General features: G+C 46.8%; 27 protein-coding genes. 26 read left to right on the top strand and 1 reads right to left on the bottom strand.

The window, feature by feature from the left end; genetic code table 11:
- Positions 1–2 precede the first annotated feature (2 nt).
- From V3C10_04515 to V3C10_04530, 4 genes are all read left to right on the top strand, one after another.
- Positions 3–698 (top strand): putative phage tail protein, encoded by a 696-nt coding sequence (locus V3C10_04515; protein WVP63088.1) that lies wholly within the window; start codon positions 3–5, stop codon positions 696–698.
- A gap of 10 nt (positions 699–708) precedes the next feature.
- Positions 709–1,161 (top strand): hypothetical protein, encoded by a 453-nt coding sequence (locus V3C10_04520; protein ID WVP63089.1) that lies wholly within the window; start codon positions 709–711, stop codon positions 1,159–1,161.
- Positions 1,162–1,626: 465 nt separating this feature from the next.
- Complete coding sequence (locus V3C10_04525) at positions 1,627–1,992, top strand: hypothetical protein (GenBank protein WVP63090.1); 366 nt, start codon at positions 1,627–1,629, stop codon at positions 1,990–1,992.
- Between the two features lie 41 nt (positions 1,993–2,033).
- Positions 2,034–2,648 (top strand): tyrosine-type recombinase/integrase, encoded by a 615-nt coding sequence (locus tag V3C10_04530; GenBank protein ID WVP63091.1) that lies wholly within the window; start codon positions 2,034–2,036, stop codon positions 2,646–2,648.
- A gap of 974 nt (positions 2,649–3,622) precedes the next feature.
- Here V3C10_04530 and V3C10_04535 read toward each other — a convergent pair.
- Entirely contained in the window at positions 3,623–3,814 is a 192-nt protein-coding gene (locus V3C10_04535; protein ID WVP63092.1) for a hypothetical protein, read from the bottom strand.
- Between the two features lie 484 nt (positions 3,815–4,298).
- On the opposite strand from V3C10_04535, the gene V3C10_04540 reads away from it, so the two are divergent.
- The 22 genes from V3C10_04540 (at position 4,299) to V3C10_04645 (ending at position 24,472) form a co-directional block, all read left to right on the top strand.
- Complete coding sequence (locus V3C10_04540; protein WVP63093.1) at positions 4,299–4,616, top strand: hypothetical protein; 318 nt, start codon at positions 4,299–4,301, stop codon at positions 4,614–4,616.
- A gap of 85 nt (positions 4,617–4,701) precedes the next feature.
- Positions 4,702–4,971, top strand: a complete 270-nt coding sequence (locus V3C10_04545; protein ID WVP63094.1) for a phage holin family protein — start codon at positions 4,702–4,704, stop codon at positions 4,969–4,971.
- A gap of 125 nt (positions 4,972–5,096) precedes the next feature.
- Entirely contained in the window at positions 5,097–5,900 is an 804-nt protein-coding gene (locus tag V3C10_04550) for an N-acetylmuramoyl-L-alanine amidase (protein ID WVP63095.1), read from the top strand.
- 300 nt (positions 5,901–6,200) lie between these two features.
- Positions 6,201–6,563: a hypothetical protein gene (locus tag V3C10_04555; GenBank protein ID WVP63096.1), complete on the top strand. Its 363-nt coding sequence runs from the start codon at positions 6,201–6,203 to the stop codon at positions 6,561–6,563.
- A 239-nt stretch (positions 6,564–6,802) separates the two neighbouring features.
- Positions 6,803–7,315, top strand: coding sequence for a ribonuclease domain-containing protein (locus V3C10_04560; GenBank protein WVP63097.1), 513 nt, complete (start codon positions 6,803–6,805; stop codon positions 7,313–7,315).
- A 54-nt stretch (positions 7,316–7,369) separates the two neighbouring features.
- Entirely contained in the window at positions 7,370–7,687 is a 318-nt protein-coding gene (locus V3C10_04565; GenBank protein WVP63098.1) for a barstar family protein, read from the top strand.
- Positions 7,638–8,234: a M48 family metallopeptidase gene (locus V3C10_04570; protein ID WVP63099.1), complete on the top strand. Its 597-nt coding sequence runs from the start codon at positions 7,638–7,640 to the stop codon at positions 8,232–8,234. Before V3C10_04565 ends, V3C10_04570 begins: the two co-directional genes overlap by 50 nt.
- Before the next feature lie 59 nt (positions 8,235–8,293).
- Positions 8,294–10,003: a single-stranded-DNA-specific exonuclease RecJ gene (gene recJ / locus V3C10_04575; protein ID WVP63100.1), complete on the top strand. Its 1,710-nt coding sequence runs from the start codon at positions 8,294–8,296 to the stop codon at positions 10,001–10,003.
- 80 nt (positions 10,004–10,083) lie between these two features.
- Positions 10,084–10,344 carry a hypothetical protein gene (locus V3C10_04580; GenBank protein WVP63101.1) on the top strand — a complete coding sequence of 87 codons (261 nt, stop codon included), beginning with the start codon at positions 10,084–10,086 and terminating at the stop codon, positions 10,342–10,344.
- Between the two features lie 211 nt (positions 10,345–10,555).
- Complete coding sequence (locus V3C10_04585; protein WVP63102.1) at positions 10,556–11,281, top strand: AzlC family ABC transporter permease; 726 nt, start codon at positions 10,556–10,558, stop codon at positions 11,279–11,281.
- Positions 11,281–11,604, top strand: coding sequence for an AzlD domain-containing protein (locus V3C10_04590; protein ID WVP63103.1), 324 nt, complete (start codon positions 11,281–11,283; stop codon positions 11,602–11,604). The genes V3C10_04585 and V3C10_04590 overlap by 1 nt, the downstream gene beginning before the upstream one ends.
- 47 nt (positions 11,605–11,651) lie before the next feature.
- A complete protein-coding gene (locus V3C10_04595; protein ID WVP63104.1) occupies positions 11,652–12,515 on the top strand; it encodes a bifunctional 5,10-methylenetetrahydrofolate dehydrogenase/5,10-methenyltetrahydrofolate cyclohydrolase in 864 nt (287 codons plus the stop codon).
- Positions 12,516–12,812: 297 nt separating this feature from the next.
- On the top strand, positions 12,813–13,556 hold the full coding sequence (locus V3C10_04600; GenBank protein ID WVP63105.1) for an SIMPL domain-containing protein: 744 nt from the start codon (positions 12,813–12,815) through the stop codon (positions 13,554–13,556).
- Positions 13,557–13,619: 63 nt separating this feature from the next.
- A complete protein-coding gene (locus V3C10_04605; protein ID WVP63106.1) occupies positions 13,620–14,048 on the top strand; it encodes a DMT family transporter in 429 nt (142 codons plus the stop codon).
- Positions 14,049–14,154: 106 nt separating this feature from the next.
- Positions 14,155–15,015 (top strand): helix-hairpin-helix domain-containing protein, encoded by an 861-nt coding sequence (locus V3C10_04610; protein ID WVP63107.1) that lies wholly within the window; start codon positions 14,155–14,157, stop codon positions 15,013–15,015.
- A 22-nt stretch (positions 15,016–15,037) separates the two neighbouring features.
- Positions 15,038–15,736 (top strand): response regulator transcription factor, encoded by a 699-nt coding sequence (locus V3C10_04615; GenBank protein ID WVP63108.1) that lies wholly within the window; start codon positions 15,038–15,040, stop codon positions 15,734–15,736.
- Positions 15,737–15,870: 134 nt separating this feature from the next.
- Positions 15,871–16,368, top strand: a complete 498-nt coding sequence (locus V3C10_04620) for a GNAT family N-acetyltransferase (GenBank protein WVP63109.1) — start codon at positions 15,871–15,873, stop codon at positions 16,366–16,368.
- A 22-nt stretch (positions 16,369–16,390) separates the two neighbouring features.
- Positions 16,391–18,352 carry a DUF6320 domain-containing protein gene (locus V3C10_04625; protein ID WVP63110.1) on the top strand — a complete coding sequence of 654 codons (1,962 nt, stop codon included), beginning with the start codon at positions 16,391–16,393 and terminating at the stop codon, positions 18,350–18,352.
- 87 nt (positions 18,353–18,439) lie between these two features.
- Positions 18,440–19,531 carry an alpha/beta hydrolase gene (locus V3C10_04630; protein WVP63111.1) on the top strand — a complete coding sequence of 364 codons (1,092 nt, stop codon included), beginning with the start codon at positions 18,440–18,442 and terminating at the stop codon, positions 19,529–19,531.
- Between the two features lie 144 nt (positions 19,532–19,675).
- Positions 19,676–20,155 (top strand): 23S rRNA (pseudouridine(1915)-N(3))-methyltransferase RlmH, encoded by a 480-nt coding sequence (gene rlmH, locus V3C10_04635; GenBank protein WVP63112.1) that lies wholly within the window; start codon positions 19,676–19,678, stop codon positions 20,153–20,155.
- Positions 20,156–20,451: 296 nt separating this feature from the next.
- Positions 20,452–22,071 carry a polysaccharide biosynthesis protein gene (locus V3C10_04640; protein WVP63113.1) on the top strand — a complete coding sequence of 540 codons (1,620 nt, stop codon included), beginning with the start codon at positions 20,452–20,454 and terminating at the stop codon, positions 22,069–22,071.
- A 169-nt stretch (positions 22,072–22,240) separates the two neighbouring features.
- The gene (locus tag V3C10_04645) at positions 22,241–24,472 is read left to right on the top strand and encodes an extracellular solute-binding protein (protein ID WVP63114.1); all 2,232 of its coding nucleotides are present in this window, start codon (positions 22,241–22,243) and stop codon (positions 24,470–24,472) included.
- Positions 24,473–24,490: the final 18 nt, after the last annotated feature.

The following is a 24,490-nucleotide window of genomic DNA, read 5'->3' on the forward strand; positions in this document are numbered from 1 at the left end:
ATATGTATGGAGTTGAAAAATACGGTAAGTTAACGTATGCCTTGGAAAAATTAGAGCCGGAAATACAGGAGGAATATTTTACAGACTTGTCGCTCTATGTGCCTCCCTTTATTTCCTCAATAAGAGAAATGAAAGAAATATACCAGACGCAGGGCAGGGAAACAGGGCTGCTTCGGTACTATCTGTACGACCTGATGGCTCAGTGCTTTGTTTCTACTTCCTCCTGGGGGATTACGAGGTGGGAGGAACTGCTGGGAATTACGACTAATTTAAAGTTATCTTATGAACAACGGCGTGAAATTGTCCTGGCTAAAATAAGGGGCCAGGGGACGACAACAAAACAGATGCTTAAAAACACCGCAGAGTCATTCAGCGGGGGTGAAGTCGATGTGGTGGAGGACAGTGAGAACCACCGTTTTATTGTCCGTTTTATAGGCATTAAAGGAATACCCAGGAATATGCAGGCGTTTGTCGCCATGCTGGAGGATATTAAGCCTGCACACCTGGAATACAGGTTTGAATACACCTATACAACGTGGAACAGTTTGAAAATTTTCACCTGGAATGATCTGCTGTCGAAAACCTGGGATGAAATCAGGATTATGCGCGAAGTGGAGTATGAGAACGATGATTGGAGGAGCCTGGGGCTTTATACCTGGGATATGATTTACTGGAAAACATGGGAAGAAATTAAATAGGAGGTAATTTATGCAGTATACAACAAATTATAATTTGAAAAAACCGGAAGGTTCCGATCCGGTAAATATTCAGGACTTTAATGATAATGCGGACAGTCTGGATACAGAACTGAAGAAAAGAGTGGCGGTAACGGGCGGCGATATCTCAAATACAAAAATTGCAACAGCAGACAATATCACAACAGAGTTTCCCGTCCCGTCCGCCGGAGATACGCCAAAAGCATTCCTCAGTAAGATGAAAAAGTTTGCGGAGGATTTTAAAAATCTGAAAACAGGACTTTTAACCGTTGGAATGTTGGTAAATAACTGTACTACGAACAATGCAAATCTGCCGTTGAGCGCGGCTCAGGGGAAGGTTTTGATGGATTTGTATACTCAGTTAAATGGCGATTGGCAATTTACTTTGCTGGAGATGACGTGGGTACATTATCCGGTATGCAACTTGGATATAACGTATTATTAACAAATGTTTTCTTCTGCTGGAAAAGTCATATTTTTAAGGCCTTCTGGTTTGAACCAATGGATTTAACATATTAAATAGTGACCGGGGAACCTCCTGAAGTTCCACAATTCTCTTTGGATTGCCATTAGGGCATTTATAAATGGCGACCTGGCCTGACATCATTGGATATTACTATGCCTTCCGGTTTTCCAGCCGAGACTAAAATGTCAACCAATAGTTGGAACACGCTTTTTTAGGTTCAGTGTCATTCTGATAACGGTTTTTGGATATGGCCTTATGGAACATGGTTCGATTTGGGCAAAGTACCGGTTACTGCTGGATTGTGTTGGAAAGATGGTATCTTTACAAGGAAAAATATACAATTTATTTAAAACCGAAATGACAATTTAACGATAAATCTTACGAAAAGTAGGGTGAAATGACCTCTTTTTTGTATTGTAGAAATACCAGGAAGGAGGTTTTTAGGTGTTAGAAGAAATGTTGATGAATGTTGTCCAGGCAATGAGTAATTGTCTGGACGAGGAACAACTGGATAAGCTGCAAAATGTGCTTTATATCCAGTTCCATGATAAAAAAATTGTGGAAGAAAAAAATGAGTTGCAGGCAACCGGAACGGACAGCGATACCGCTAAAATAAGGTTGTTTGTAGCGTCTAAAAAGGTATCTGGACGGCAAAATAATACGCTGGCCCAGTACGTAAGGGAAATAAGCAACTGCCGGAATGCCCTAAATAAGAATATCGAGGACATCACAACGATGGATTTACGTTGGTACTTTGGTATGCTGCGGGAACATAATAATATCAGTATGGTGACGCTGCAGGGAGGATGAGGTATCTTAACAGCTTTTGGACATTTTTACAGAAGGAAAATATGGTGGCCGAGAATCCAATCGCAAGAATAGAGTCATTACGCATTGAAAGTACTATAAAACAAGCCTTTTCGGCAAAAGAGATAGAGGCTTTGAGACTATCCTGTACCCGTAGCCGGGACAGGGCATTAATCGAGTTTTTGTATGCAACAGGCGTCAGGGTTTCTGAATTATGTAGTTTAAAGGTGGGTGATATTGATTTATATAAACAGGAATTTAAAGTCATGGGTAAGGGAAGAAAAGAAAGGCATTTGTATGTATCAGATGTAGCGTGCTTCCACCTCTTCCGATATTTTAAAGACCGCATGCAAAGAGAGGGGCTGACGGCGGAAGAGCTGGCAGAGAGACCATTATTTGCCGCTGTGAAAAAACCTTTTACAGGCATAACGGTAGCTGGTGTGCAGTACCTGGTCAAAACTTTGGGAAAAAGGGCAGGAGTCGGGAATGTGCATCCACATCGGTTCCGTCGGACGTTTGCAACAGACCTTTTAAATCGTGGAATGCGGATTGAGGAGGTCATGGTCCTGATGGGACACACAAAGATAGAGACGACGCTAATCTACTGTAACATCAAGCAGGATAATGTCCGAGAAAGCTACCGGAAATATGCTGCTTAAGTAGGTGATGAAAAACAGTTTTTCGGTCGGCCATAGGGGGCGGCTTATTTGTTGTACTCAAAAACAGGATAGGTGACATAAAAAAATCCGGGGAGTGAAAAAGAGATATGAAAAAGGGTAAAAATGCGTAAGGTTTTGACGGTTAAATTGTCATTTCGGTTTTTAATTGTTGTATATTTTTCCTTGTAAAGATACCATCTTTCCTAAACACAATCCCAGCAGTGCCATTGTACTTTGCCCAAAGTATCGAACCATAACGTTCCTGTGAAAAACCTTCCGTGGTGTAGACCACGTGTCCCTTAGCCATCGATAAAAACCGGAAGGCATAGTAATTTGAAATGATTGTCATTTTCAGGTCGCCATTTAGGTTCTGCCCTGATGGCAAGCCAAAGAGCTCTTGTGACTACTTCAGGAGGTTCCCCGGTCACTGGATCGACAGGATATATGTTAAATCCACTCGCTGTCAAACCAGCAACCGAAAATATGACTTTTCTGGTATTTAAGAAAACATTTGTTAATAATACGTTATATCCAGAGTCTTTAAATGCAGTCGCAAAACTAATGCTACCCACGTCATCTCCAGCAGGTATTTCGACGTAACCGGTTTTCAAATCGCCATTTTATGAGGTTGTTGAAAAGAAGAGGATGATTCCAACTGGCGCAACTTGATAATAGTCAAATATATCAATGATGCATATGAGTTATCTAATCTATTTGCTAAACACAATCCGGCTCCTGCGGGCATTGCATTTTTTATAACCAATTGTCATTCCAGAATGATTGCCTTTGCCATTAACATAAAAAGCAACATCCAGTTGTTTTTCATAAAGGTATTCCGATGGGAAAAAGGCCAATTTTTATAACCAATCACTCAATGTCCCATTAACATAAAAAGCAACATAGTTTTTTCAGTATTGATGGGATAGGCCTTAAAAATCAGCACCAGCAGAATTTAAATCTACGACATCGCCATTTTATGAGGTTGTTGACCAAAGACCGTTATTGAGGATGATTCCAACTGGCGCAACTTGATAATAGTCGAAATATATAAATGATGCATATGAGTTATCTATTCTATTTGCTAAACACAATCCGGCTCCTGCGGGCATTGCCAACCCTATTTTTATAGTTCCATTTGTCATTCCAGAATGGATTGCCTTTGCCATTGTGACTAAATCAACCCCCTCTCCAGTTGGATCGCGATAAAGGTATTCCGATGGGAAAAAGAATTGCCAATCGCCATTTTATTATTATATTTCCGTTAGTTTGTATCTGACATTTACTCCGGAATCATAATATACCGTTACATAATTAGCGATTCTGTCAAAGCCAACCATAATAGCATCATTTTTTCGTATGCCAAGGAAATTATTGTCTCTTGTAATTGTAATACGCTCGCCATTTCCCAGCGCAAATAACACAGTTTTTTTAACATCCATGCCAATATAATTCTATCTTGAGAAAACGAAAAAAGTATCCCCATAAATGAATTTTATATCACAATAGTATTTATCTGGATAACGTTAATATCTTTCTTGTATTTAATAGTAAGCCTTTCCATAACAGAATTAAGAAGACCAACATCCCCACTACTCATTCAGCGAGTAACACCCAACCCTACAACAAAAACAGAAAGCGAGGTATCAGAATGTGACGGACGAAGAAATTGCAGTAAAGCTGGAAGGGCATGATCATGAAATAGGTTCCCTTAAACACAGGATGTCGGATCAGGAAGAACAAAATAAAACGATACAGGAACTGGTTTTATCCGTTAAGGAGTTGGCTCTTAATATGCAGGCGATGCTCAGGGAACAGAGTGACCAGGGGGAACGTCTGGCAAAATTGGAGTCGGAACCGGCAGAGCGGTGGAGCAGCATGAAAAAGACAGTTTTTAACACAATAGTTGGAGCTATGGCCGGGGCAGTTGCTACCGGCCTTATTTATATCATGGCTTTTTATACCAAATAAGTAATATTTTATAAAAAGTCAAATAAGCAAAATCAAAAAAGAAAAATCAAAAAAGAAAAATCAAGTAAGAAAGTGAGACAATCATATGGATTTTGGAATTGCAAGTGTTGCAGGTATCACCGTTATTTGTTATCTGGCCGGGATGGTCTGCAAGGCCACTGAAAAGATCAAGAATGAGGCGATCCCAGTCATCTGCGGAGCAGCCGGGGCTGTCTTGGGACTTGCGGGGATGTATACGATGCCGGTATTTCCGGCGCAAGATCCGATTAATGCCCTGGCAATCGGAATTGTTTCCGGTTTGGCGGCAACTGGTGTCAACCAGGCAGTCAAGCAGATTAAAGACTGCAAACAGTAGGGAGCCGCGTTCCCCCATATTTCTCTCCAGAAGGAAAATATGGGGGAACGATACATAGGGTACTGTAATAAAAATATGACCGGCCAGGAGCAAGCCGGGTCGGTGATAAATGAGAGGGGAAAGTTATGCAGATACATCAATTACTTACACCATATAATTACAACTCAGGCCAGTTAAGCCGTATCAAGTATATCGTGATCCACTATGTCGGCGCCACCGGCGGAGCGGAGGCTAACTGTAAATATTATGCCGGCGGGCGCGTTGGGGCCAGTGCCCATTATTTTGTGGGTTTTCAGGGGGAGATTTGGCAGTCGGTAGAAGATAAGAATATTGCCTGGCACTGCGGTGCAAAAGTGTATAAACATCCGGAATGTCGGAACGGAAACAGCATTGGAATTGAACTTTGCGTGCGAAACAGAGGCAGTCAGGCAGATACCAGCCGGGACTGGTATTTTGAGGATAGCACGGTAGAGTCAGCTACCATGCTTACCCGGGAACTGATGAAGAAATACCGGATTCCGGCGGAATGTGTCCTCCGGCACTACGATGTTACGGGAAAAATCTGCCCAAACCCATTTGTTTATAACCACACGAAACACACATGGGAGGAATTTAAAACAGCTCTGGCAGCCTCTGAACCGGCCATCACAGGCTGGGAAGGCGACACCCAGGGAAAATACCGCTACCGTAAACCCGACGGCCAATATGCCGCCAATGAGTGGCAGTTGATCAATCATCACTGGTATATGTTCGCTGCCGACGGACACATGCTGACAGGATGGCAGAAATGGAACGGAAGAATAGTATCCCGTGAGGAACCGGGTGACTGGTATTACTTTGACGAGACGCCGGGAGGCAGCCTGGAAGGAGCATGCTGGCATGAGCGTCCGGGAGGATATGGGGCCTGGGAGATTTGGGAAGTCAAATAAGAATATAAGAGCCGTCACAAACCGCCGGCCGGGTACTTCATAAAGAAAAATTGCAGAAATAAGCAGATTATTATTGTAGTTTAGCATAATCCTCAGCAAACGATATAGATTGGATATACAGTAAATGTAGCATAAATTTAAATAAGCAGCTAAAGATGAAAGTGCAGAACAATCAGCGACGTATCCTCAAAAGAACCGGTAGGAACCTCGTCTTGTAATTCATAATAAACGGGTAGTAAATATAACCGGAGTGTGATATAATGATCCAATTGTTTATAAACACATCTGTGGAGGAGAAAAATGAAGAAAATAACAGGACTTATGGCAGTAGTCATGCTGGCGGTTATTCTGGCAGCGTGTGGCAGCAGTAAGAAAGATGGGAGAGTGCTTGGCGATATCATTCAGGTTTATGCGGATAACGATATTGAGGTAGATGAGAATGATAAACCTTACTTCCAGATGATTGGAGCCAAAGATGGAGTAATCTTCTACATTGATACTTCCGTTGTAAAGATCTACGAATATGAATCGGAGAAAAGTCTGAGCGAAGCACAGGAGACCTACAAGGATGTAGTAAAAGACTGGCCTGTGAACGGTAAATTTTTATTAGAAACAAGCAGTGAAAAGGCAATTGAAATATTTAACGGAATTGAACAGCCATAAAATATCAGTGCAAAAGCGCCACGCAGCATCTTCAACAGGATGCTGCGTGGCGCTTTTTGCGTTGCCGGAAATATCTTACAGTGTTTATAAAAAGTTTTTCCCCTTGCTATTTTAGAATTTTCCAATTCATTTTCCTGTCTAATAAACAGGAAGTTTGACTTTTGCCCCAATGCCTTATATAATATATAAGCTGTAGTTTTACTACACAATCAGGCAGCCAGTGCCTGAAGGAGGGAATTATGATAATCGAATACTGGAGTAAAGTCAAATCCTTTGTAAAATGGCTGATCCCATTTTGCGTAGCTTTATTTTTGCTGCTTGGCTGCAGTCCTGTCAATACGCAGGATAGCCAGGCGGACAAGCCGGTAAACCAGGAGCAGGTGGAGGAAATACAGTCCTCTGCTCTGCCGGTTGAGGAGAACGGCAGTTATACCAGTAAGGAAGATGTGGCTCTCTATATTCATATTTATGGAAAGCTGCCCGAGAATTTTATTACGAAAAAAGAAGCAGAGGCCGCCGGATGGGTAAGCCGGGAAGGCAACCTGCCGGATGTGACTCCCGGAAAGAGCATCGGGGGAAGCCCTTTTGGCAATTACGAGGGCAGTCTTCCTGAAAAAGACGGCCGGGAGTGGTATGAATGCGATATTAATTATGATGGCGGATTCCGTGGAGCGGAACGCCTCATTTATTCCAACGACGGTCTGATTTATTATACGGCCGACCATTACAAGACATTTGAACAGCTTTATTGACGGCAAATGCCCCGAGACTGCCTACAATTAGAAAAGTACAGGAGGAGACGAAAAATGAGACTTTTACTTCTGGATATGAATGAGATGGAAAATGAAGAAGCTGTCCACAACTACCTGATGGAGCAGCTTGAATTTCCAGAGTATTATGGAAAGAACCTGGATGCTCTGTCCGATATGCTGACGGATGGTCTGGTGGAAAATATATGTGTGGAAATGGTGCGCTGTACGGAACTCAATTCCCCGCTGAAGGAATTTGAGCCGAAACTTGAAAAGGTTTTTGAGAATGCAGCCCAGACTGTTGAAGAGAAGGATGGGAAGTTCTATGCAGTATTTGCAGATTTTGAACCCCTGGATTCCTCATCCATGTGGTGATGAGACGGCGGAAGAATTTATCCGGATCCCGTTAGAAATAATCCGTTCCGCCAGGCGGACAATGGCTCTTCAAATCGCACAGGACGGGCATGTTGTTATGCGGCTGCCCCGAAGAGTGCCGGAAAAAGAAGCGCTGGATTTTGCAATGCGTAATGAGATATGGATTGGGAAAAACTACCGGAAGGTGACGGAACTTAAAAGGGAACGGCCGGTATACGGTGAAGAGGAAATACGTGCCCATATAGAGAAGCTGCGCCCGGTGCTGGAACACCGGGTTTCTTATTATGCGTCCCTCATGGGAGTAGATTATGGAAGAATTACAATCCGAAACCAGAAGACGAGATGGGGAAGCTGCAGCTCGGCCGGTAACCTGAATTTTAACTGGCGGCTTGCACTTCTTCCGGAAGAACTGCTTGATTATGTGGTGGTCCACGAACTCGCCCACCGGCGGGAGATGAACCATTCGGCTGCCTTCTGGAAGATTGTGACACACATTCTCCCTGATTATAAGGAGAGAAGGAAACTCCTGAAAGAGTACAGAATATAGGGCGGAACAGGATAGCCGCGGCACTGCGGTAGTAAAGAGACGAAAGGCAGAGAAGACAGATGGCAGAAGAAATCTGGATGGTACAGACGAAAAAAGCTGATTTTACCGGGATTGCCAAGCAGTTCGGCATTGATCCTGTAACGGCCAGGATTATCAGAAACCGGGGAATTGAAGGGGAAAATAATATTAACCGGTATCTGAACGGAACAATGGATGCATTATACGATCCCAGACTTATGAAGGATATGGATAAGGCCGTCGCTATTCTCAAAGAAAAGATAAACAGTAAAAAAAAGATACGTATTGTGGGAGATTACGATATAGACGGAGTCTGCTCCACCTACATATTATATAATGCATTCCTGCGCCTCGGCGCCCCGGTGGATTATGATATCCCGGACCGCATCAGGGATGGGTATGGAATTAATGAATCAATTATAGAAAAAGCGGCGGAACAGGGAATCGATACGATTCTCACCTGTGACAATGGAATCTCCGCTTTTTCCCAGATTGAATTGGCAAAACAGAAAGGGATGACCGTGATTGTCACGGATCATCATGAAGTGCCCCTGGGGAACGGCGGGGAGGTACTGCCTCCGGCCGATGCGGTGATTGATCCGAAACGGTCGGAATGTAATTATCCGTTTCCTGAGATTTGCGGAGCGGTAGTTGCCTGGAAACTGGTTCAGGTGCTTTACGGGGAATGCGGCGTACCGCAGAAGGAATGGGAAGAGCTGCTTGAATTCGCCGCCATTGCCACGGTCGGTGATGTCATGCGCCTGCAGGATGAAAACAGGATCATTGTAAAGTACGGCCTGAGAAGAATGGAACAGACAAAGAGCATCGGGCTTCGGAAACTGGCCGGGAAAAACAACCTGGATTTATCCCAGATCACCGCGTACCATATTGGTTTTGTAATCGGTCCCTGCCTGAATGCAGGCGGCAGGCTGCAGACGGCAAAACTGGCGCTGTCTCTGCTGCTTTCCCAGGATGAGGAGGAAGCGGACCGCCTGGCGACCGAGTTAAAAGAACTCAATGATATGCGTAAAGATATGACGGAGCAGGGGACGGAAGCGGCAAAAGTCATGGTGGATTCCTGTTATATGCAGGATAAGGTCCTGGTGGTATACCTTCCAGAGTGCCACGAATCGCTTGCTGGAATTATAGCGGGACGTCTGAGAGAACATTACCAGAAACCTTCCATTGTCCTGACACGGGGCGAGGAAGCGGTTAAAGGATCCGGGCGTTCCATAGAAAGCTACCATATGTTCCAGAAACTGTCGGAGGTAAAAGAACTGATGCTGAAATTTGGAGGCCATCCGATGGCAGCAGGACTTTCCCTGGAAGAGCAGAACATAGACGAGTTCAGAAAACGGCTGAATGAAAATTCCGGGCTGTGCGAGGAAGACTTTAAAGCGAAGGTCTGGATCGACGTTCCAATGCCCGTGGACTATATGACAGAGCGCCTGATAAAGGAATTCCGGTGTCTCGAGCCCTTCGGGCAGGGCAACGAAAAGCCGATGTTTGCCCAGAAAAACCTGAGAGTCAGAAACGCCAGAGTAATCGGCAGGAACAGAAATGTGGTAAAACTGACCCTGGAGGAACAAAATGGTTTTGCAATGGAGGCCATTTATTTTGGGGATGGGGTTTCTTTTGAGGAAGAGAGAAACGGGCGCAGGGACATGGACATTGTCTACTACCCGGAAATAAACGAATATAACGGAAATAAGACACTGCAGGCAGTGGTGAGAAGATATAAATTCCACTGACCGCGTTTTAAGGCCAGGGCAGGTCTCAGGCCAGAGTATGTCTTAGACTGAAGCAGGCTTAATAACAGGGAGATAAGGCTATGATTGAGCGTAAAAATGTTATGCCGGTCAATTTCCTGAAAAAAGAAAATTTTACCGGCAGTGATACCGGAATGCGGTACCGCATGGAAAAATCGTCGAAAGAGGAAGAAACAGTCCTGAAAGTTACGTCCTGGCCGGAGCCATACGGCTACGACGCCACGCCGGAGGAGCAGAAAACAAGCGAGTATTTTCCCTTTACCGAGGAGGGAATTGTGAGCGGAGTCGAATGGCTGAACGCCCAGCACGAAAAATACCAATAGACTCCCACAGCGGGGGGATGTTATAATGTCCATCAAACGGACATTATAACATGCGCATATCGGTTTCTGCATTTGCTGCAGAAATCCGGGCGCTAAGTTCCGTCGGAGACACGTATTCACGAAGTGAATATGTATAATGTCCATCAAACGGACATTATAACATGCGCATATCGTTCAAAAATGTTTTAACAGAGTAAGGAAAAGTAGAAAAATGAGTTGGAAAAGAGCATACAGGGAAGGTCTGAAAAGCGGCATTCCCATTGGAATGGGATATCTTCCCGTATCATTTACATTTGGTTTTCTGGCGGTTTCAGGGGGACTGCCCGTATGGGTGGCCGTGATGATTTCCCTGACAAACTTAACGAGTGCGGGACAATTCGCGGGAACTAATCTGATCCTGGCCGGTGCCGGATATTTTGAGGTCGCGCTGACCACATTTGTTATTAACATCAGGTATATGCTGATGTCCCTTTCCCTGTCCCAGAAACTGGAGAGGACGACAGGAACCCTTGACAGACTGATTCTGGCGTTTGGAATTACGGATGAGACGTTTGTTGTCAGCTCCCTGAAGGAAGGGAATTTAAAAGCGCCTTTTATGTTCGGTTTGATGACGATGCCCATACTGGGCTGGAATCTGGGGACACTTTTGGGCGGCTCGATATCCACCCTGCTTCCCCAGGCCCTGCAGAATGCAATGGGAATTGCGCTCTACGCCATGTTTATTGCGCTGATTATTCCGGCGGCCAGAAAGTCCATGGCCGTATTGTGCGTGATTGTGGCCGCGGTTGCAGTGACATGCATCCTGAAATATATTCCCGTGTTTGGATTCATTTCATCGGGGTTCCGGGTGATATTGGCCACGGTGGCGGCTTCTGCTCTGGGAGCCTGGCTGTTCCCGGGAGAGCCGGAAGACTGTGAAGAGAGGGGGAATGACTGATGGAACTCACAAGAGTAGTAATATGTGTTATCCTGATGGCGCTTGTCACCTATATTCCCAGAGTCCTTCCGGTAACGATTTTCAGAAAACAGATTAAATCCAGATTTATACGGTCCTTTCTGGATTATACACCTTATGCGGTCCTGGGAGCTTTGACCTTCCCGGATGTGTTTTTTTCAACCGGACATTTTTATTCTGCGGCGGGAGGGACACTGGTGGCAGTGGTTCTCGGCTACAGGGGAAAGAGCCTGGTGGTAGTCGCCGTGGCCGCTATTATTGCAGTTTATCTGCTGGAACTGGTCGCAACAGGAATGATATTATGACCGCAGGATGAACCTATCCTGGGTATTGCAGTTGAAATGAGGACAGAATGATTACGTTAAGAGGGGCTGAAGTTTCAGCAAAATTGAAAGTACAGGTGGAAGAGCTTCTGGAAAAACTGGGAAGAGTTCCGCAACTGGCCATTGTCAGGGTTGGCGACAGCCCGGATGATATTTCCTATGAGACGGGAGCCGTAAAGAAGATGCACGCCTTTGGACTCAAAGTGGAAAAATTTGTTTTTCCCGGGGAAATCAGTGACAGGGAGTTTAAAAAGGAGTTCAAAAAGATTAATGAAGACGGCGGCATCGATGGAATTCTTGTAATGCGTCCCCTTCCGCCTCAGATTATCCAGGAGGATATCGAGAGGATGATCGATCCGATGAAGGACTTGGACGGCATTTCCCCTGTCAATATTGCGAAGGTGTTCAGCGGAGACAGCACCGGTTTTGCGCCATGTACGGCGGAAGCGGTGATGAATGTGCTGAAGCTCTACGGAATCCCTGTGGTGGGAAAAAGAACGGTAGTGGTGGGCAGGAGCATGGTGGTAGGACGCCCGCTTGCCATGCTTTTGCTTCAGGAAAATGCAACGGTAACGGTCTGCCATACGAAAACGCTGGAACTGCAGGATATCTGCCGGAGTGCGGAAATCCTTGTCACCTGTGCCGGAAGTCCGAGGATGATCGATGAAAGCTACGTGCAGGAGGGAGCGGTGGTCATTGACGTTGGAATTAACGTGGATGAGGGCGGGCACCTGTGCGGGGACGTGGATTTTGATGCAATCAGTTCTGTAGCCGCCTGCGCAACTCCCGTGCCCGGAGGCATCGGCAACGTGACGACGGCCGTACTGGCGCGGCGTCTCGTGAGCGCGGCCCTGGCCCAGGAAGAGGCCGGGAGAGCGGGAAATAAATGGTAAGAATATTTTCAGAAATAAGATATGGAAAGTTAAGGTAAAAGAAACACATCCCTTTGCCCTTTCAGTTATAATGGATATAGCTGGAAGGCGGGGATGTGTTTTAATTTACAGGAAATTACGTCCTATGAATCAAAAAACGGTCCGCGAGGATGCACATGCCGCGCAGAGGTGAATACTTGCTGAAGCACTCGTGTGAAAATGTAATATGCCGCTATGCGGCCGCACTCGGCCGAGTTTATGGGATTCACTCACAGCGGCGGTCCCCGGGAGCTTTCAGCAAGAAGAGGAGGAAATATTATGAAGAATTTAAAAGCAGGGCTGGCGGCCGTTCTTATTTCCGCAGGGGCCCTTTCTCTTACGGCTTGTGGAAGCACGACGATGCCGGAGTCAATTAAGGTTCAGAATATCGACAGCAATGTGATAAGCGTAAGCAGCAGGGAGCAGGTGAAAGTGGAGCCTGATATGGCAGAGATTATTTACAGCGTATATTCCCAGGCATCGGACGCCCAGACGTGCCAGACACAGAATAATTCGGATTTGCAGAAGGTGCTTGATTTGTTAAAAGAGCTGGGAGTGGAAGAAAAATCGATTCAGACCTCAAATTACGGAATGAGTCCCATTTATAATTGGGAAGACGGAAAGACCGTCAGCGGATATGAGATGACCACCCAGGTAACGGTTTCCGATATTGCGATTGACCGGGTAGGGCAGCTTCTATCCGATTCCGTGGATGCCGGCGTAAATTCAATTGATGCGGTCAACTATATGTCCAGTAAATATGATGAGGCGTACCAGGAAGCTCTTGCAAAAGCAGTTAATGCCGCAAAGGTTAAGGCGCAGGCGATGGCGGATGCGGGAGGATGCAAGCTGGGCAGGATTGTCAATATCCAGGAATACGGCAACAACCAGATGGCGCGCTATAACGGATATTCCGCCGGAGCAGGTGCGGCGGCCAAAGAGTCAGGCGCGATGGATATGGCCGTTATGCCTGGTGAAGTTGAAGTCGAAGCAAATATTGCGGTAGAATTTTCGATTGAATAAGTATAAAACCTCCACGTCTATGAGATACTAAGCGATATCGAATAGAATGCGGAGGTTTTATTTATGTGGGGAATAATCATAGCCCTGGTTTCCGGCGCTTTGATGAGTGTGCAGGGAGTTTTTAACACAGAGGTGACAAAACAGACAAGTATATGGGTATCCTCGGGCTGGGTTCAGTTCAGCGCCCTTATCGCCTGTATCATTATGTGGTTCTTCACAGGCCGTGGCGAGGTGGGCGGGCTGTTTCAGGTAGAACCGAAATATATGCTTGTCGGAGGCATCATGGGAGCCCTGATTACCTATACGGTGATTAAGAGCGTGGGAACCCTGGGACCGGCAAAATCGGCTCTTCTGATCGTAGTGGCACAGATAATTGTGGCTTACGGCATTGAAGTAATGGGACTTTTCGGCGTGGAGAAGGTTGGATTTGAGTGGAGAAAGGCCATCGGTGCCCTGATTGCCATTGCAGGTATTGTAGTATTTCGATGGTAGCGGAACAAATTCTTTCATTTTTCGCTTGTGTTCGGTAAATTATTTAGTTAGAATAGAAATACGGGCAAATCAGTATCTTCCGGTATGAACGGGAGGTACGTTACATATGAAAAAAGAAGCAGCACGAATGATAAAAACAGCGGTTGCCATTATAGCTATGCTGGCGGCGGTCATATGTTACAATGTGGGATGGAATAACAGCGCCGGGACAACGGCGCTTATGTGCAGCGGTTTTCAGGATAGCGGCGCCACGGCAGAGAATGCTGTGGGAATTGCCGGAAATGCCGTGAAGAATTCCGGGGATACCCTGGAAAACGCTGATAAAACTGGGGCAAGAGACCAGGATGCGGCGCCGAAGGCAGGAAGTGAGCCGGATGATGGCGGGCGGAATCCGATGGAGCAGGAAAAATCCTCCCAACCGGGAACAGAATCAGAAGATGACGGGACGGCAGGTGGAACAACCGGCCGGATTTTTATACATGTGTGCGGTGAAGTGACGGTTCCGGGCGTTTATGGCTTGGAAGAGGGAAGCCGTATTTATCAGGCCATTGAAATGGCCGGCGGTTTTACCGAAGATGCGGCGCAGGATTTTCTCAATATGGCGGAGTCCCTGGAAGACGGCATGAAAATCCAGGTTCCGAACCGCAAAGAAGCCGGGGAGTGGGACAGCCGGAAGGCCGTTACATATCCGGAATATTCGGAGCCAGCCGGGCGGACGCAGGAGAAAGAGGCAGCCGGTGCAGGTGGTTTCCAGGAACGGAGCAATACCGGGACGGCGAAGGTCAACCTGAATACGGCGGCGAAGGAACAGCTGATGACCCTGAAAGGGATCGGTGAGGCAAGGGCGGAGGCGATAATCGCTTACCGTCAGGAGTCCGGCCCATTTACAAGAATCGAAGATATCATGGAGGTTTCCGGGATTAAGGAAGCCGCTTTTCAGAAGATAAAAGAAGACATCACGGTGTGAAGTATAAGTATGAGGTGGAAGTATGGCAAAAGTGTTAGTTGTGGATGACGAAAAACTGATTGTTAAAGGAATCAGATTCAGTTTAGAGCAGGATGGAATGGAAGTGGACTGTGCATATGACGGAGAGGAAGCAATCCGGATGGCAAAGGAGACGGAATACGATATTGTACTTCTGGATGTGATGCTGCCGAAGTTTGACGGGTTTGAAGTCTGCCAGGCAATCCGGGAATTTTCCGAGGTGCCGATTATCATGGTTACGGCCAAAGGTGGAGACATGGATAAGATTCTCGGCCTGGAGTACGGAGCGGATGACTATATAACAAAGCCGTTTAACATTCTGGAAGTAAAGGCCAGGATCAAGGCGATTATGAGGCGTAATGCCAAGAAGTCAAAGAAGGAAGAGCAGAGCAGCGGCAAGGTAATCCAGGCGGCGGATTTAAAACTGGATACGGACAGCAGACGCGTTTTCATCGGAGAGAAGGAAATCAATCTGACGGCCAAAGAATTCGACCTTTTAGAGCTCTTTGTCTGCAATCCCAATAAAGTTTACAGCAGGGAAGAGCTGCTGCGCTTTGTCTGGGGAAATAAGGCTGCCGCCGGGGGCGATGTGCGCACGGTGGATGTACATGTAAGGCGTCTGAGAGAAAAGATTGAACCAAGTCCCAGCGAACCGAAGTATGTTCATACAAAATGGGGAGTGGGATATTATTTCAGAGCTTAGCGGTCCAGAACATAGAGAGCAGGGCAGGCGCGTTTGACGGTCTGTTCTGGTAAAGAGTCTGCCGGAGTGCAGGCTCTTTGACGATCTTGTGATGGGAACTGACAGCATTTCATACCGAATGGAGGAACAGCAGAATGGAAACTTGCAATATCACAATCAGACAGGCAGAGGCAAATGATTTGGACGGAGTGACACAGGTGGAGGCAAGATGCTTTCCACCTGCCGAGGCAGCAGGCCGGGAGGCAATGAAAGAGAGACTGGAGACATTTCCCGGCAGCTTTTTTATCGCCGAGTTTCAGGGAGAGCTGATTGGATTTATCAACGGATGTGTCACGGATGAAAGAACAATAGGTGACGAAATGTTTGAAGATGCCGGCCTGCATAAGGCGGACGGAGCGTATCAGAGTGTCTTTGGCCTGGATGTTATTCCGGAATACAGGAACCGGGGCGTGGCGGCCCTGCTGATGGAACACCTGATAGAGGATGCCAGGAAAAAAGGAAGAAAAGGCCTGATTCTCACCTGTAAAGACAGACTGCTCCATTATTACGAAAAATTTGGTTATGTAAACCTTGGGGTATCACAGTCGGTTCATGGCGGCGCCGTATGGTACGACATGCTTCTGGAATTTTAGAACATTTGGAAAGGCTTAAATCGTGGATGAGAAGGACAGAGTAAGACCGCGTATACAGGGGGCGCGCTGGAGAAAACTGGACAATACGGCAAAACTGTTTGCTGCTGTAGCCGGGGAGGATTTAAGCAATGTATTCCGGCTCTCAGTATCACTGAAAAATGAGATAAAACCGGAACTGCTGGAGCAGGCCCTGAAGCTGACGCTCCCGGAATTTGAGAATTTCCGTGTGAAACTGCGCAAGGGATTTTTCTGGAATTACTTTGAGACAAATAACAGGGAACCTCTGGTGGAGAAGGAGGAGACCTATCCATGCAAATATATCGATCCTCATGCCAGCCACAGGTTTCCGTTCCGGGTGAGCTACTATGGCAGACGCATCAATTTTGAGGTGTTCCACGGATTGACGGACGGCCTCGGGGCCTTGAATTTCCTGAAGAAAATGACGGAACATTACCTCGACCTGTACATTAAAGTGCAGAAAAAAGAGAATTCTCAGGAAGCGGAAAATGCCGGATTGGCAGAAGCAGCCGGAAAAACGGAACTAACGCAGGAAATAACCGGAAAAACAGAACAAACACAGGAAATAACCGGAAAAATAGAACGGATGCAGGAGGACGGTTATCTGAGGCATTACAGCAAGCGTCCCCATAAACGTTATGAGACCGAACAGGCTCTTTCTATCGAGGGGGAATATCTGCCGTTAGACTGCCAGTCGGTTCTGCACGGGAGCATCCCGCTCGACGCGCTGAAGGCCGTATGCAGGAAAGAGGGGGTCAGCATCACGAAATACCTGACGGCTGCGTTAATCTGGTCCCTGATTCAGGTCTATACGGATGGGAAGACTTTGAAGCGTCCGGCCGCATTAAACCTGCCGATCAACCTCCGCAGCTTTTTTGATTCCGAGACAATGGCAAATTTCTTTTCCGTCACCAACATAGCGTGGCCTGCCGGGAAAGCGCCGGAGCGGTTTGAGGATGTGCTGGCCGAAGTCGGAAGGCAGATGGATGAGAAAATTGTGAAAGAACGGCTGGAGGAAACGATCTCCTACAATGTGTCCAATGAGAAAAAATGGTATGTGAGAATTGTCCCTCTCTTTGTTAAAAACATTGCCATGAACGCGGTATTTCTGAAAAGCAGTAAGGCATACACGATGACACTTTCCAATTTGGGCCCGGTATCGCTGAAGCCGGAGTATGAAGACATGGTGGAGAATTTCCATGTACTGATCGGCGTATCCAGGCAGCAGAAGATGAAGTGCGGAGTGATCGCGTTCCGGGACAAGCTCTATCTGTCGTTTAACAGTGCGGTCAGTGACCTCAAAATGCAGGAATATTTTTTCCGCTTCCTGGAAGAGAGAGGCGCGGCGGCGGAGCTTGAAAGCAACGGAGCGGTGGAGCAGAAGTATGACAAAGGGAATTACCCGTCTATCAGTTATGACCGGGGAAAACTGAAAAAACTGACCAATATCCTTTATCTGGTGCTGTTTACCGCAGCGGCCATAACGGGACTGGTCAACGTCCTGACCTACGGCATCACGGAAACATGGTGGTCGCTGATTGCGATAGGGAGTATCGCCTATGTGGCAATGACGCTCCGGTACTCCATAATGAGGAGGGCCAGCCTGGCGGGAATTCTCATCCGGCAGTCCCTTGGAGTACAGGTTCTGCTGGTAATTATCGATTATATGACGGGGTTTAGCCGGTGGTCGTTCAATTATGCGATCCCCAGCCTGATTTTATTCGATGTAATAGCCGTGGTCTTTCTGATTCTGATTAACAGGCTGAACTGGCAAAGCTATTTTATGTACCAGATTGCAATTACAATTTTCAGCTTTATTCCGCTGATTCTGTGGGCGGCAGGATTGATTACAAGTCCGCTGATGTCCATCATTACCGTGATTTTGTCGGTTTCGGTGTTGTTTATCACGATAATCCTGGGGGACAGAAGTGTGAAAAAGGAACTGAAACGAAGGTTTTATTTCTAATTACCCGGTTAATTTGGACGATGGATCGGACTTTTTGGCTCGGGGAGAAGGCAGATACCAGGATGATATTTAAAGGAGAGAAAACAGATGCGCAAGAAAAATGTCAGCATGATAGGAAACCTGACCCGGGATATGATGAATGATGTAATGGAGACGGCGCTTAAAAAGCCGATTCAGACGGGTGAGTTCAGAAAGAATCCGGTAGAACCGGCGTGGAGATGCCCGGCGGAGTATTTATATGAATTAATTGACGCGGATAATTTTGTAATGGAATATTTAAGGCCTCAGAGCGTTGTGACCGGAAGGGTGATTCTCCAGCTCCACGGAGGCGGGTATATCGGACCGATGAAGAATATTTACAGGAGATTTGCCGTGAAGTATTCAAAACTCAGTTACGGCGCCGATGTCCTGACGATTGATTACAGAGTGGCTCCGGAAAATCCGTTTCCCGCTGCTGTGGAGGATGCGGTGTACGCTTACCGTTGGCTTCTGGAGGAAAAGAATTATAAGCCGGATCAGATCGTGGTGGCGGGCGACTCGGCAGGAGGCGGACTGGCTCTGGCTCTCTGCATGTATGCAAAGGATCACGGACTGCCGCTCCCCGGAGGAATTATCACCATGTCTCCCTGGACCGACGTGACACTGAGCGGGGAAACGTATGAGAGCAATTATGAGATTGATCCCCTGTTTGGCAATTCCAAAGAAAATATGCTTTACCAGTGCAGTTATATAGGAGACGCCGATCCGAAGAATCCGTATTTGTCCCCACTGTTTGGCGACTATACGGGATTTCCTCCGATGCTGATGCAGGTTGGAAGCTATGAGGTTCTCCTGAGTGACACACTGTCGGTCTCGGAAAAGGCAAAGAAGGCCGGTGTCCGGGTCCGGACCTCGGTCTATGACGGAATGTTCCATGTATTCCAGATGGGGCTCGATTTAATACCGGAGAGCCGCGAGGCCTGGGAAGAGGTAGGGGAATTTATGAAAATCGTCTACCAGATCCGCATTGCGCCCCAGGGAAAAGTAGTGAAGAAGGTAAAAAGAAGAAGAAAAGATACGGAAGACAGGGCAAGGCTGAATCTGCTGGCATTTCTGAAGCGGGAGATTACTGTTCAAAGCCCTGCAAAAAACCGCAGTTCTATGAACAGTAACACGCTTCGCGATGCACAGAAACGGTAAAAACACCGCTGATTGTAATGAAAAGTCCGCATCGCGCACTTTTCGTTGCTTCGCGCCGTACAACTCGGGATTTTCACGCAAAATGCGCGTGAAAACACCTCGCGGAATAATGGATGTGAATAATACAATGGGAGATTTCATAGCATGAAAATCACACTGATTACGGTAGGAAAAATCAAAGAAAAATATCTGGAGGATGCCATTGCGGAGTACAGTAAAAGGCTGAGCCGATACTGTAAACTGGAGATCGTCCAGGTAGCCGATGAAAAGACGCCCGACCGGGCCAGCGAGGTGATGGAGGAACAGATAAAGGACAAGGAGGGAGAAAAGATCCTCTCCCATGTAAAAGACGGAGCCTATGTCATAGCCCTTGCCATCGACGGCCGCATGGTTTCCTCGGAGGAACTGGCGGAGTTGATAGACGGTCTGGGCGTCAGGGGTGAGAGCCATCTCCAGTTTATAATCGGAGGCTCATTGGGTCTGTCTAAGAAGGTTCTGAGCCGTGTGGATTATAAACTGAGTTTTTCAAAAATGACGTTTCCGCATCAACTAATGAGGGTGATTCTGCTGGAACAGATATACAGAAGCTACAGAATTATCAATGGAGAGCCGTATCACAAATGACAGGACGAAGCATGATTGCTGTGGTAGATTTTGAGGAATACGAAGCGATAAAAGGAATCAGAAGAGGCAAGAGAAAAAAAGTTAGAAATGACAGCAGACACTTTGATTGAAGAAAGTATGGAAGCATTTCTGGAGTTGGCTAAATGATAATTTTAACAATAATAAGGAATCTCAGGTTGACGGTTATAGCCGGCCTGGGATTTTTTTGTGGAAAGGATGGAGCTTCCAAAATTTGACAAATATCTTCCAATGAAGTAATATGGTTCAAACATAAACATAAAGTAAAAGGGAACAGGATGAAAGAAGAAAACGTAATCAATTCCAATATCATAAAACAGGGGAGCATACTGGCTATGGCATCGGTGGTGGTCAGAATCATAGGGCTGCTTTACCGGATCCCCATGGCTAATATCATTGGTGAGAATGCGATGGGAATTTATTCCGCCGCATTTGAGGTTTACAATATTTTGCTGATACTGTCCTCCTACAGTATGCCGACCGCCGTGTCTAAACTGATTTCCATAAAGTTCAGCCGTTCCGAATACAGGAACGGCTGTAAGTGTCTGCTGAATGCGATGATATTTTCCGCGATTTCGGGCGGAATTGCGGCTTTGTTTCTGTTTTTCAATGCTCAGTGGGTAGAAAAAGCTTTTTTCAGCAATTATACCGGGATTGCGGTATCATTAAGAATACTGGCTCCGACGATCTTTTTTGTCTCATTGATGGGAGTGATGAGAGGCTTTTTCCAGGGCACGGGCAACATGGTTCAGACTGCCGTTTCCCAGATCATCGAGCAAATTATCAATGCCCTTGTCAGCATCGGAGCGGCCGTTTATTTTGTAGGTTTATATTCGGATCTGGGCAGACAGGCTGCATGGGGGGCGGCGGGCGGAACCTTAGGCACCTGTATCGGAGCGCTCGGCGGACTCCTGTTTCTGATGCTGGCTATGGGAGTTAACCTTCCGCGGCTTTTTAGGCAAATCCGGTGTGACCATAAGCCGGTGAACAAAACATTCAATATCTATCTCGTTATCATTGCCACGATGATTCCGATCATTTTAAGCCAGACCATCTACCAAATCAGCGGAATTATTGATATCACGCTGTTTAACAGCCTGATGGGGAAAAAGGAGATAGCGGCCGCGGAAATCAGCGCCCTCCAGGGAGGTTACAGCACGTTATATAAATTGCTGATCAGTGTGCCGATTGCCATTTCTACTGCGTTTTCCGCCTCGTTAATACCGGGGATCGCGGCCTCCCATGCAACGAAAGACGGTAAGAGGGTTACAGCCAATATTGATAAGGCGCTTCTGTTTAATATGAATATATCCATTCCCAGCGCAATCGGTCTGATGGCGTTTGGAAGGCCCATATTACAGCTTTTATTCCCGTCCTATGACATTGGCCTGGGCAGCCGGATGCTGTTCTGGGGAGCGTGTGCGGTGATTTTTTATGCATACTCCACAACCACGAGCACCGTTTTACAGGGTGTCAATCGAATGAGAATTCCTGTAATCAATTCTGCGGCGGCCCTGGTGCTCCATGTTTTTGCCGTGTGCATCTGCCTGCGGTATACACCGATGGGAGTATTTGCCTTAGTTTTAGGAAATGTACTGTTTCCGCTTATCGTTATGCTCTTGAATGCGTTATATCTGAAAAAGCATTTAAAATACTGTAATAAGTACAGGAAAGTATTTTTTATTCCGCTGCTGAGCGCGGTCATCATGGGGGCGCTGGGGCGGGTGCTCTATGCCCTGGTTTTCCATTATGTTAAAAGTAATGTGACAGCCATTTTGATATCCGTCCTGTTCAGCATTCTGCTTTACTTTTTTGAAGTGATTAATTTTAAGGGAATTACACGTGAGGAAGCGTTGGAGTTTCCGGGCGGAAAGTTATTAATAAAAATGATTTTATAAAATACCGTATCAGCGGCCTCAACGGCCGCCGGTACGGTATTTTGCCGGTATGTGCATTTTTTGCCAATGAAAAGAGTCTCCGGTATTTGAGATGATTTAGAGACAGCGGTGATAGAATGCCAATTATAAGAAGTTGTTTGGCGATGTTCAGCCGGAAAGGAGAATTTTGATGATAAAATTCAGAGGCAGAAGGACGCTCCTGCAAGCGGCGTCTCTTTTACTTATATCGGCCGCCCTGTTTGGGTGCGGAAGGGACGGAAAAGTAGTGTCCGGTTCGGGGGAGGACACGGGCAGAGAACAGAAAAAACAGGCCATGGGAAGGTATGTGGAGAGTGAAATTCCGCTGCCGGAGGGAATTACATTTGATTCCGTAATCAGCTTCCAGGACGGGCCGGACGGGAAACCGCTGTTGTTTACCCGGAGGGATATAAACGGGGTGGTGGAGTTCACCGGTTATCTGCTCCTGGAGGATATGTCATGGGAAGAAAAGAAATGCGGATGGCTGAACCGGCTCGGACTGTCTTACGAATACGGCAGGGCCTATATTTCATACGGAGAGGATAAAAGGATGTATGCGGTCTATTCGGATGAGGATGATGAAGAAGTGACGGTCAGGCATCGGATCATTGTAACGGAGGACTGGGAAAACGGCTGGGAAATCCAGATGCCCCTGCTGGAGGAGAAAAATGAAATGGGATATGCCTATTATCCGGACAGGATTACGGCACTCGAAAATGGAAATCTTCTTCTGGACTCGGGGCGTGGCAGGCTCCTCCTGTATGATGCATCGGGGCAGCACAAAATTGCAGAGACATTAGGCGACGGCAGCCATTTTACGGTCGGGCGTAACCAGTTTTATGTCATTGACGAGGCATCCCGGAGCCTGATATTATATGATGGAGATAAGGGGACGGAAAAGGCAAAGTATCCTCTTGAACTGAACAGCTTTTATGAGGCAAAGGTGATTGCCGGTGAAACCGGCGACGTAAGCCTGGTTTCAAACGAGGGAATCCAGATTTTGAAAAACGGTTCGGATATTTGGGAGCAGATTGTGGAGGGGGACAGAAATACCATGGGTTCACCTCAATTTTATCCGACCGGATTTGCCCGCGGAAAAGAGGATGATTACTTTGTTTATTATGACTCCATGGATGAAACCAGCAAGCTTGTCCGCTATGTTTATCAGCCGGATATGCCTTCGGAACCGGAGACGGTGCTTACCATTTTCGGCCTTTATGACAATCAGACGATCAGGCAGGCGGTCAGTGTCTATCAGATTGAGAATCCCGATGTGAGGGTGGAATTTGAACCCCTGATGGAAGAGGGAGACGGGGCGGTTCCCGATGACTATGTAAGGACTTTAAATACGGAACTGCTGGCGGGCAAAGGCCCGGATATTCTTATTTTAGACGGATTATCGGAAACCTCCTATATTGAAAAGGGTGTCTTGGAAGACATAACGGACGTGGTTGAATCTCTTGTTTCCTCCGGCGATTTTCTGGCAAATATCGCGGACGGAAGCCGTCTGGACGGGCGCATTTATTCGGTGCCGGTAAAAATCGGGCTCCCCATGACTTTCGGCAGGAAAGAAGCGCTACAGGAGGCAGGACGATTGGATACTCTGGCAAATCTGGTTCAGACACATGAAAACGGACAAATATTCGGGACTGTTGACAGGAACGCATTTCTTTCCCTCTATGCGGACGCGTTTCTGGGTGATGCGGTCGGTGAAGACGGCGTGATAAAGGAACAGGAATTAAGGAATTTCCTCCTTTGTATGAAGGAAATCTTTGATGGAAGCCGTATGTCCGACGGCACAAGGGACAACAGGCCCACGAATATATGGGGGCTGCTGGAGAAGGGGACATTCCTGCATTCCGAAGAGACAGCGGGCTTTTTTGAATCCAGCCAGGGTACGTCCATCCTGGAGCAGGCGATGGGGGAGCTTATGGCGGATATGACGGTGCTGAACAAAACCTATCTGCCGTACGGTACAATCGGAATCAATAATGCCGGTGAAAATAAAGAGAAAGCAATTGAATTTTTGCGGACCGCTCTGTCGGAAAAGGTGCAGCGCTCCGATTTTTATGACGGATTTTCGGTCAATGGAAATGCGCTGGAATTTTTATGTGGAATCGAACGGAATTCGGCCGATGCATATGGCGGCCCGATCGACGGCGTAGACGGAAGAACGTATGAGTTCAAAACCTCCTGGCCCGGCGAGCCCCTGCGCCGGAGGCTGGCGGAATTCTGCAGGAGCGTGGAACACTCTGCGGGAAGAAACGGAAAAATAAAAGAGATTCTGATGACCTATTCGGGAAATTATTTTGACGGAGCAATATCACTTGATCAGGTGGTGGAGGAATTGATGGGTAAAATGACGCTGTACCTTCAGGAATAAGGCACGGGAAGGAGAAAA

Origin of the sequence: [Clostridium] symbiosum (assembly GCA_036419695.1) — a bacterium.
GTDB lineage: Bacteria > Bacillota > Clostridia > Lachnospirales > Lachnospiraceae > Otoolea > Otoolea symbiosa_A.

What these genes read in the sequence shown, in the direction of transcription:
- V3C10_04565 (WVP63098.1), top strand. Translation starts at nt 7,370, where the DNA reads ATGAGACTTTTACTTCTGGATATGAATGAGATGGAAAATGAAGAAGCT.
- V3C10_04615 (WVP63108.1), top strand. Translation starts at nt 15,038, where the DNA reads ATGGCAAAAGTGTTAGTTGTGGATGACGAAAAACTGATTGTTAAAGGA.
- V3C10_04630 (WVP63111.1), top strand. Translation starts at nt 18,440, where the DNA reads ATGCGCAAGAAAAATGTCAGCATGATAGGAAACCTGACCCGGGATATG.
- V3C10_04590 (WVP63103.1), top strand. Translation starts at nt 11,281, where the DNA reads ATGGAACTCACAAGAGTAGTAATATGTGTTATCCTGATGGCGCTTGTC.
- V3C10_04595 (WVP63104.1), top strand. Translation starts at nt 11,652, where the DNA reads ATGATTACGTTAAGAGGGGCTGAAGTTTCAGCAAAATTGAAAGTACAG.
- V3C10_04570 (WVP63099.1), top strand. Translation starts at nt 7,638, where the DNA reads ATGCAGTATTTGCAGATTTTGAACCCCTGGATTCCTCATCCATGTGGT.
- rlmH (WVP63112.1), top strand. Translation starts at nt 19,676, where the DNA reads ATGAAAATCACACTGATTACGGTAGGAAAAATCAAAGAAAAATATCTG.
- V3C10_04560 (WVP63097.1), top strand. Translation starts at nt 6,803, where the DNA reads ATGATAATCGAATACTGGAGTAAAGTCAAATCCTTTGTAAAATGGCTG.
- V3C10_04535 (WVP63092.1), bottom strand. Translation starts at nt 3,814, where the DNA reads ATGGCAAAGGCAATCCATTCTGGAATGACAAATGGAACTATAAAAATA.
- V3C10_04555 (WVP63096.1), top strand. Translation starts at nt 6,201, where the DNA reads ATGAAGAAAATAACAGGACTTATGGCAGTAGTCATGCTGGCGGTTATT.
- V3C10_04640 (WVP63113.1), top strand. Translation starts at nt 20,452, where the DNA reads ATGAAAGAAGAAAACGTAATCAATTCCAATATCATAAAACAGGGGAGC.
- V3C10_04620 (WVP63109.1), top strand. Translation starts at nt 15,871, where the DNA reads ATGGAAACTTGCAATATCACAATCAGACAGGCAGAGGCAAATGATTTG.
- V3C10_04530 (WVP63091.1), top strand. Translation starts at nt 2,034, where the DNA reads ATGGTGGCCGAGAATCCAATCGCAAGAATAGAGTCATTACGCATTGAA.
- V3C10_04515 (WVP63088.1), top strand. Translation starts at nt 3, where the DNA reads ATGTATGGAGTTGAAAAATACGGTAAGTTAACGTATGCCTTGGAAAAA.
- V3C10_04580 (WVP63101.1), top strand. Translation starts at nt 10,084, where the DNA reads ATGATTGAGCGTAAAAATGTTATGCCGGTCAATTTCCTGAAAAAAGAA.
- V3C10_04585 (WVP63102.1), top strand. Translation starts at nt 10,556, where the DNA reads ATGAGTTGGAAAAGAGCATACAGGGAAGGTCTGAAAAGCGGCATTCCC.
- V3C10_04520 (WVP63089.1), top strand. Translation starts at nt 709, where the DNA reads ATGCAGTATACAACAAATTATAATTTGAAAAAACCGGAAGGTTCCGAT.
- V3C10_04545 (WVP63094.1), top strand. Translation starts at nt 4,702, where the DNA reads ATGGATTTTGGAATTGCAAGTGTTGCAGGTATCACCGTTATTTGTTAT.
- V3C10_04600 (WVP63105.1), top strand. Translation starts at nt 12,813, where the DNA reads ATGAAGAATTTAAAAGCAGGGCTGGCGGCCGTTCTTATTTCCGCAGGG.
- recJ (WVP63100.1), top strand. Translation starts at nt 8,294, where the DNA reads ATGGCAGAAGAAATCTGGATGGTACAGACGAAAAAAGCTGATTTTACC.
- V3C10_04610 (WVP63107.1), top strand. Translation starts at nt 14,155, where the DNA reads ATGAAAAAAGAAGCAGCACGAATGATAAAAACAGCGGTTGCCATTATA.
- V3C10_04550 (WVP63095.1), top strand. Translation starts at nt 5,097, where the DNA reads ATGCAGATACATCAATTACTTACACCATATAATTACAACTCAGGCCAG.
- V3C10_04605 (WVP63106.1), top strand. Translation starts at nt 13,620, where the DNA reads ATGTGGGGAATAATCATAGCCCTGGTTTCCGGCGCTTTGATGAGTGTG.
- V3C10_04645 (WVP63114.1), top strand. Translation starts at nt 22,241, where the DNA reads ATGATAAAATTCAGAGGCAGAAGGACGCTCCTGCAAGCGGCGTCTCTT.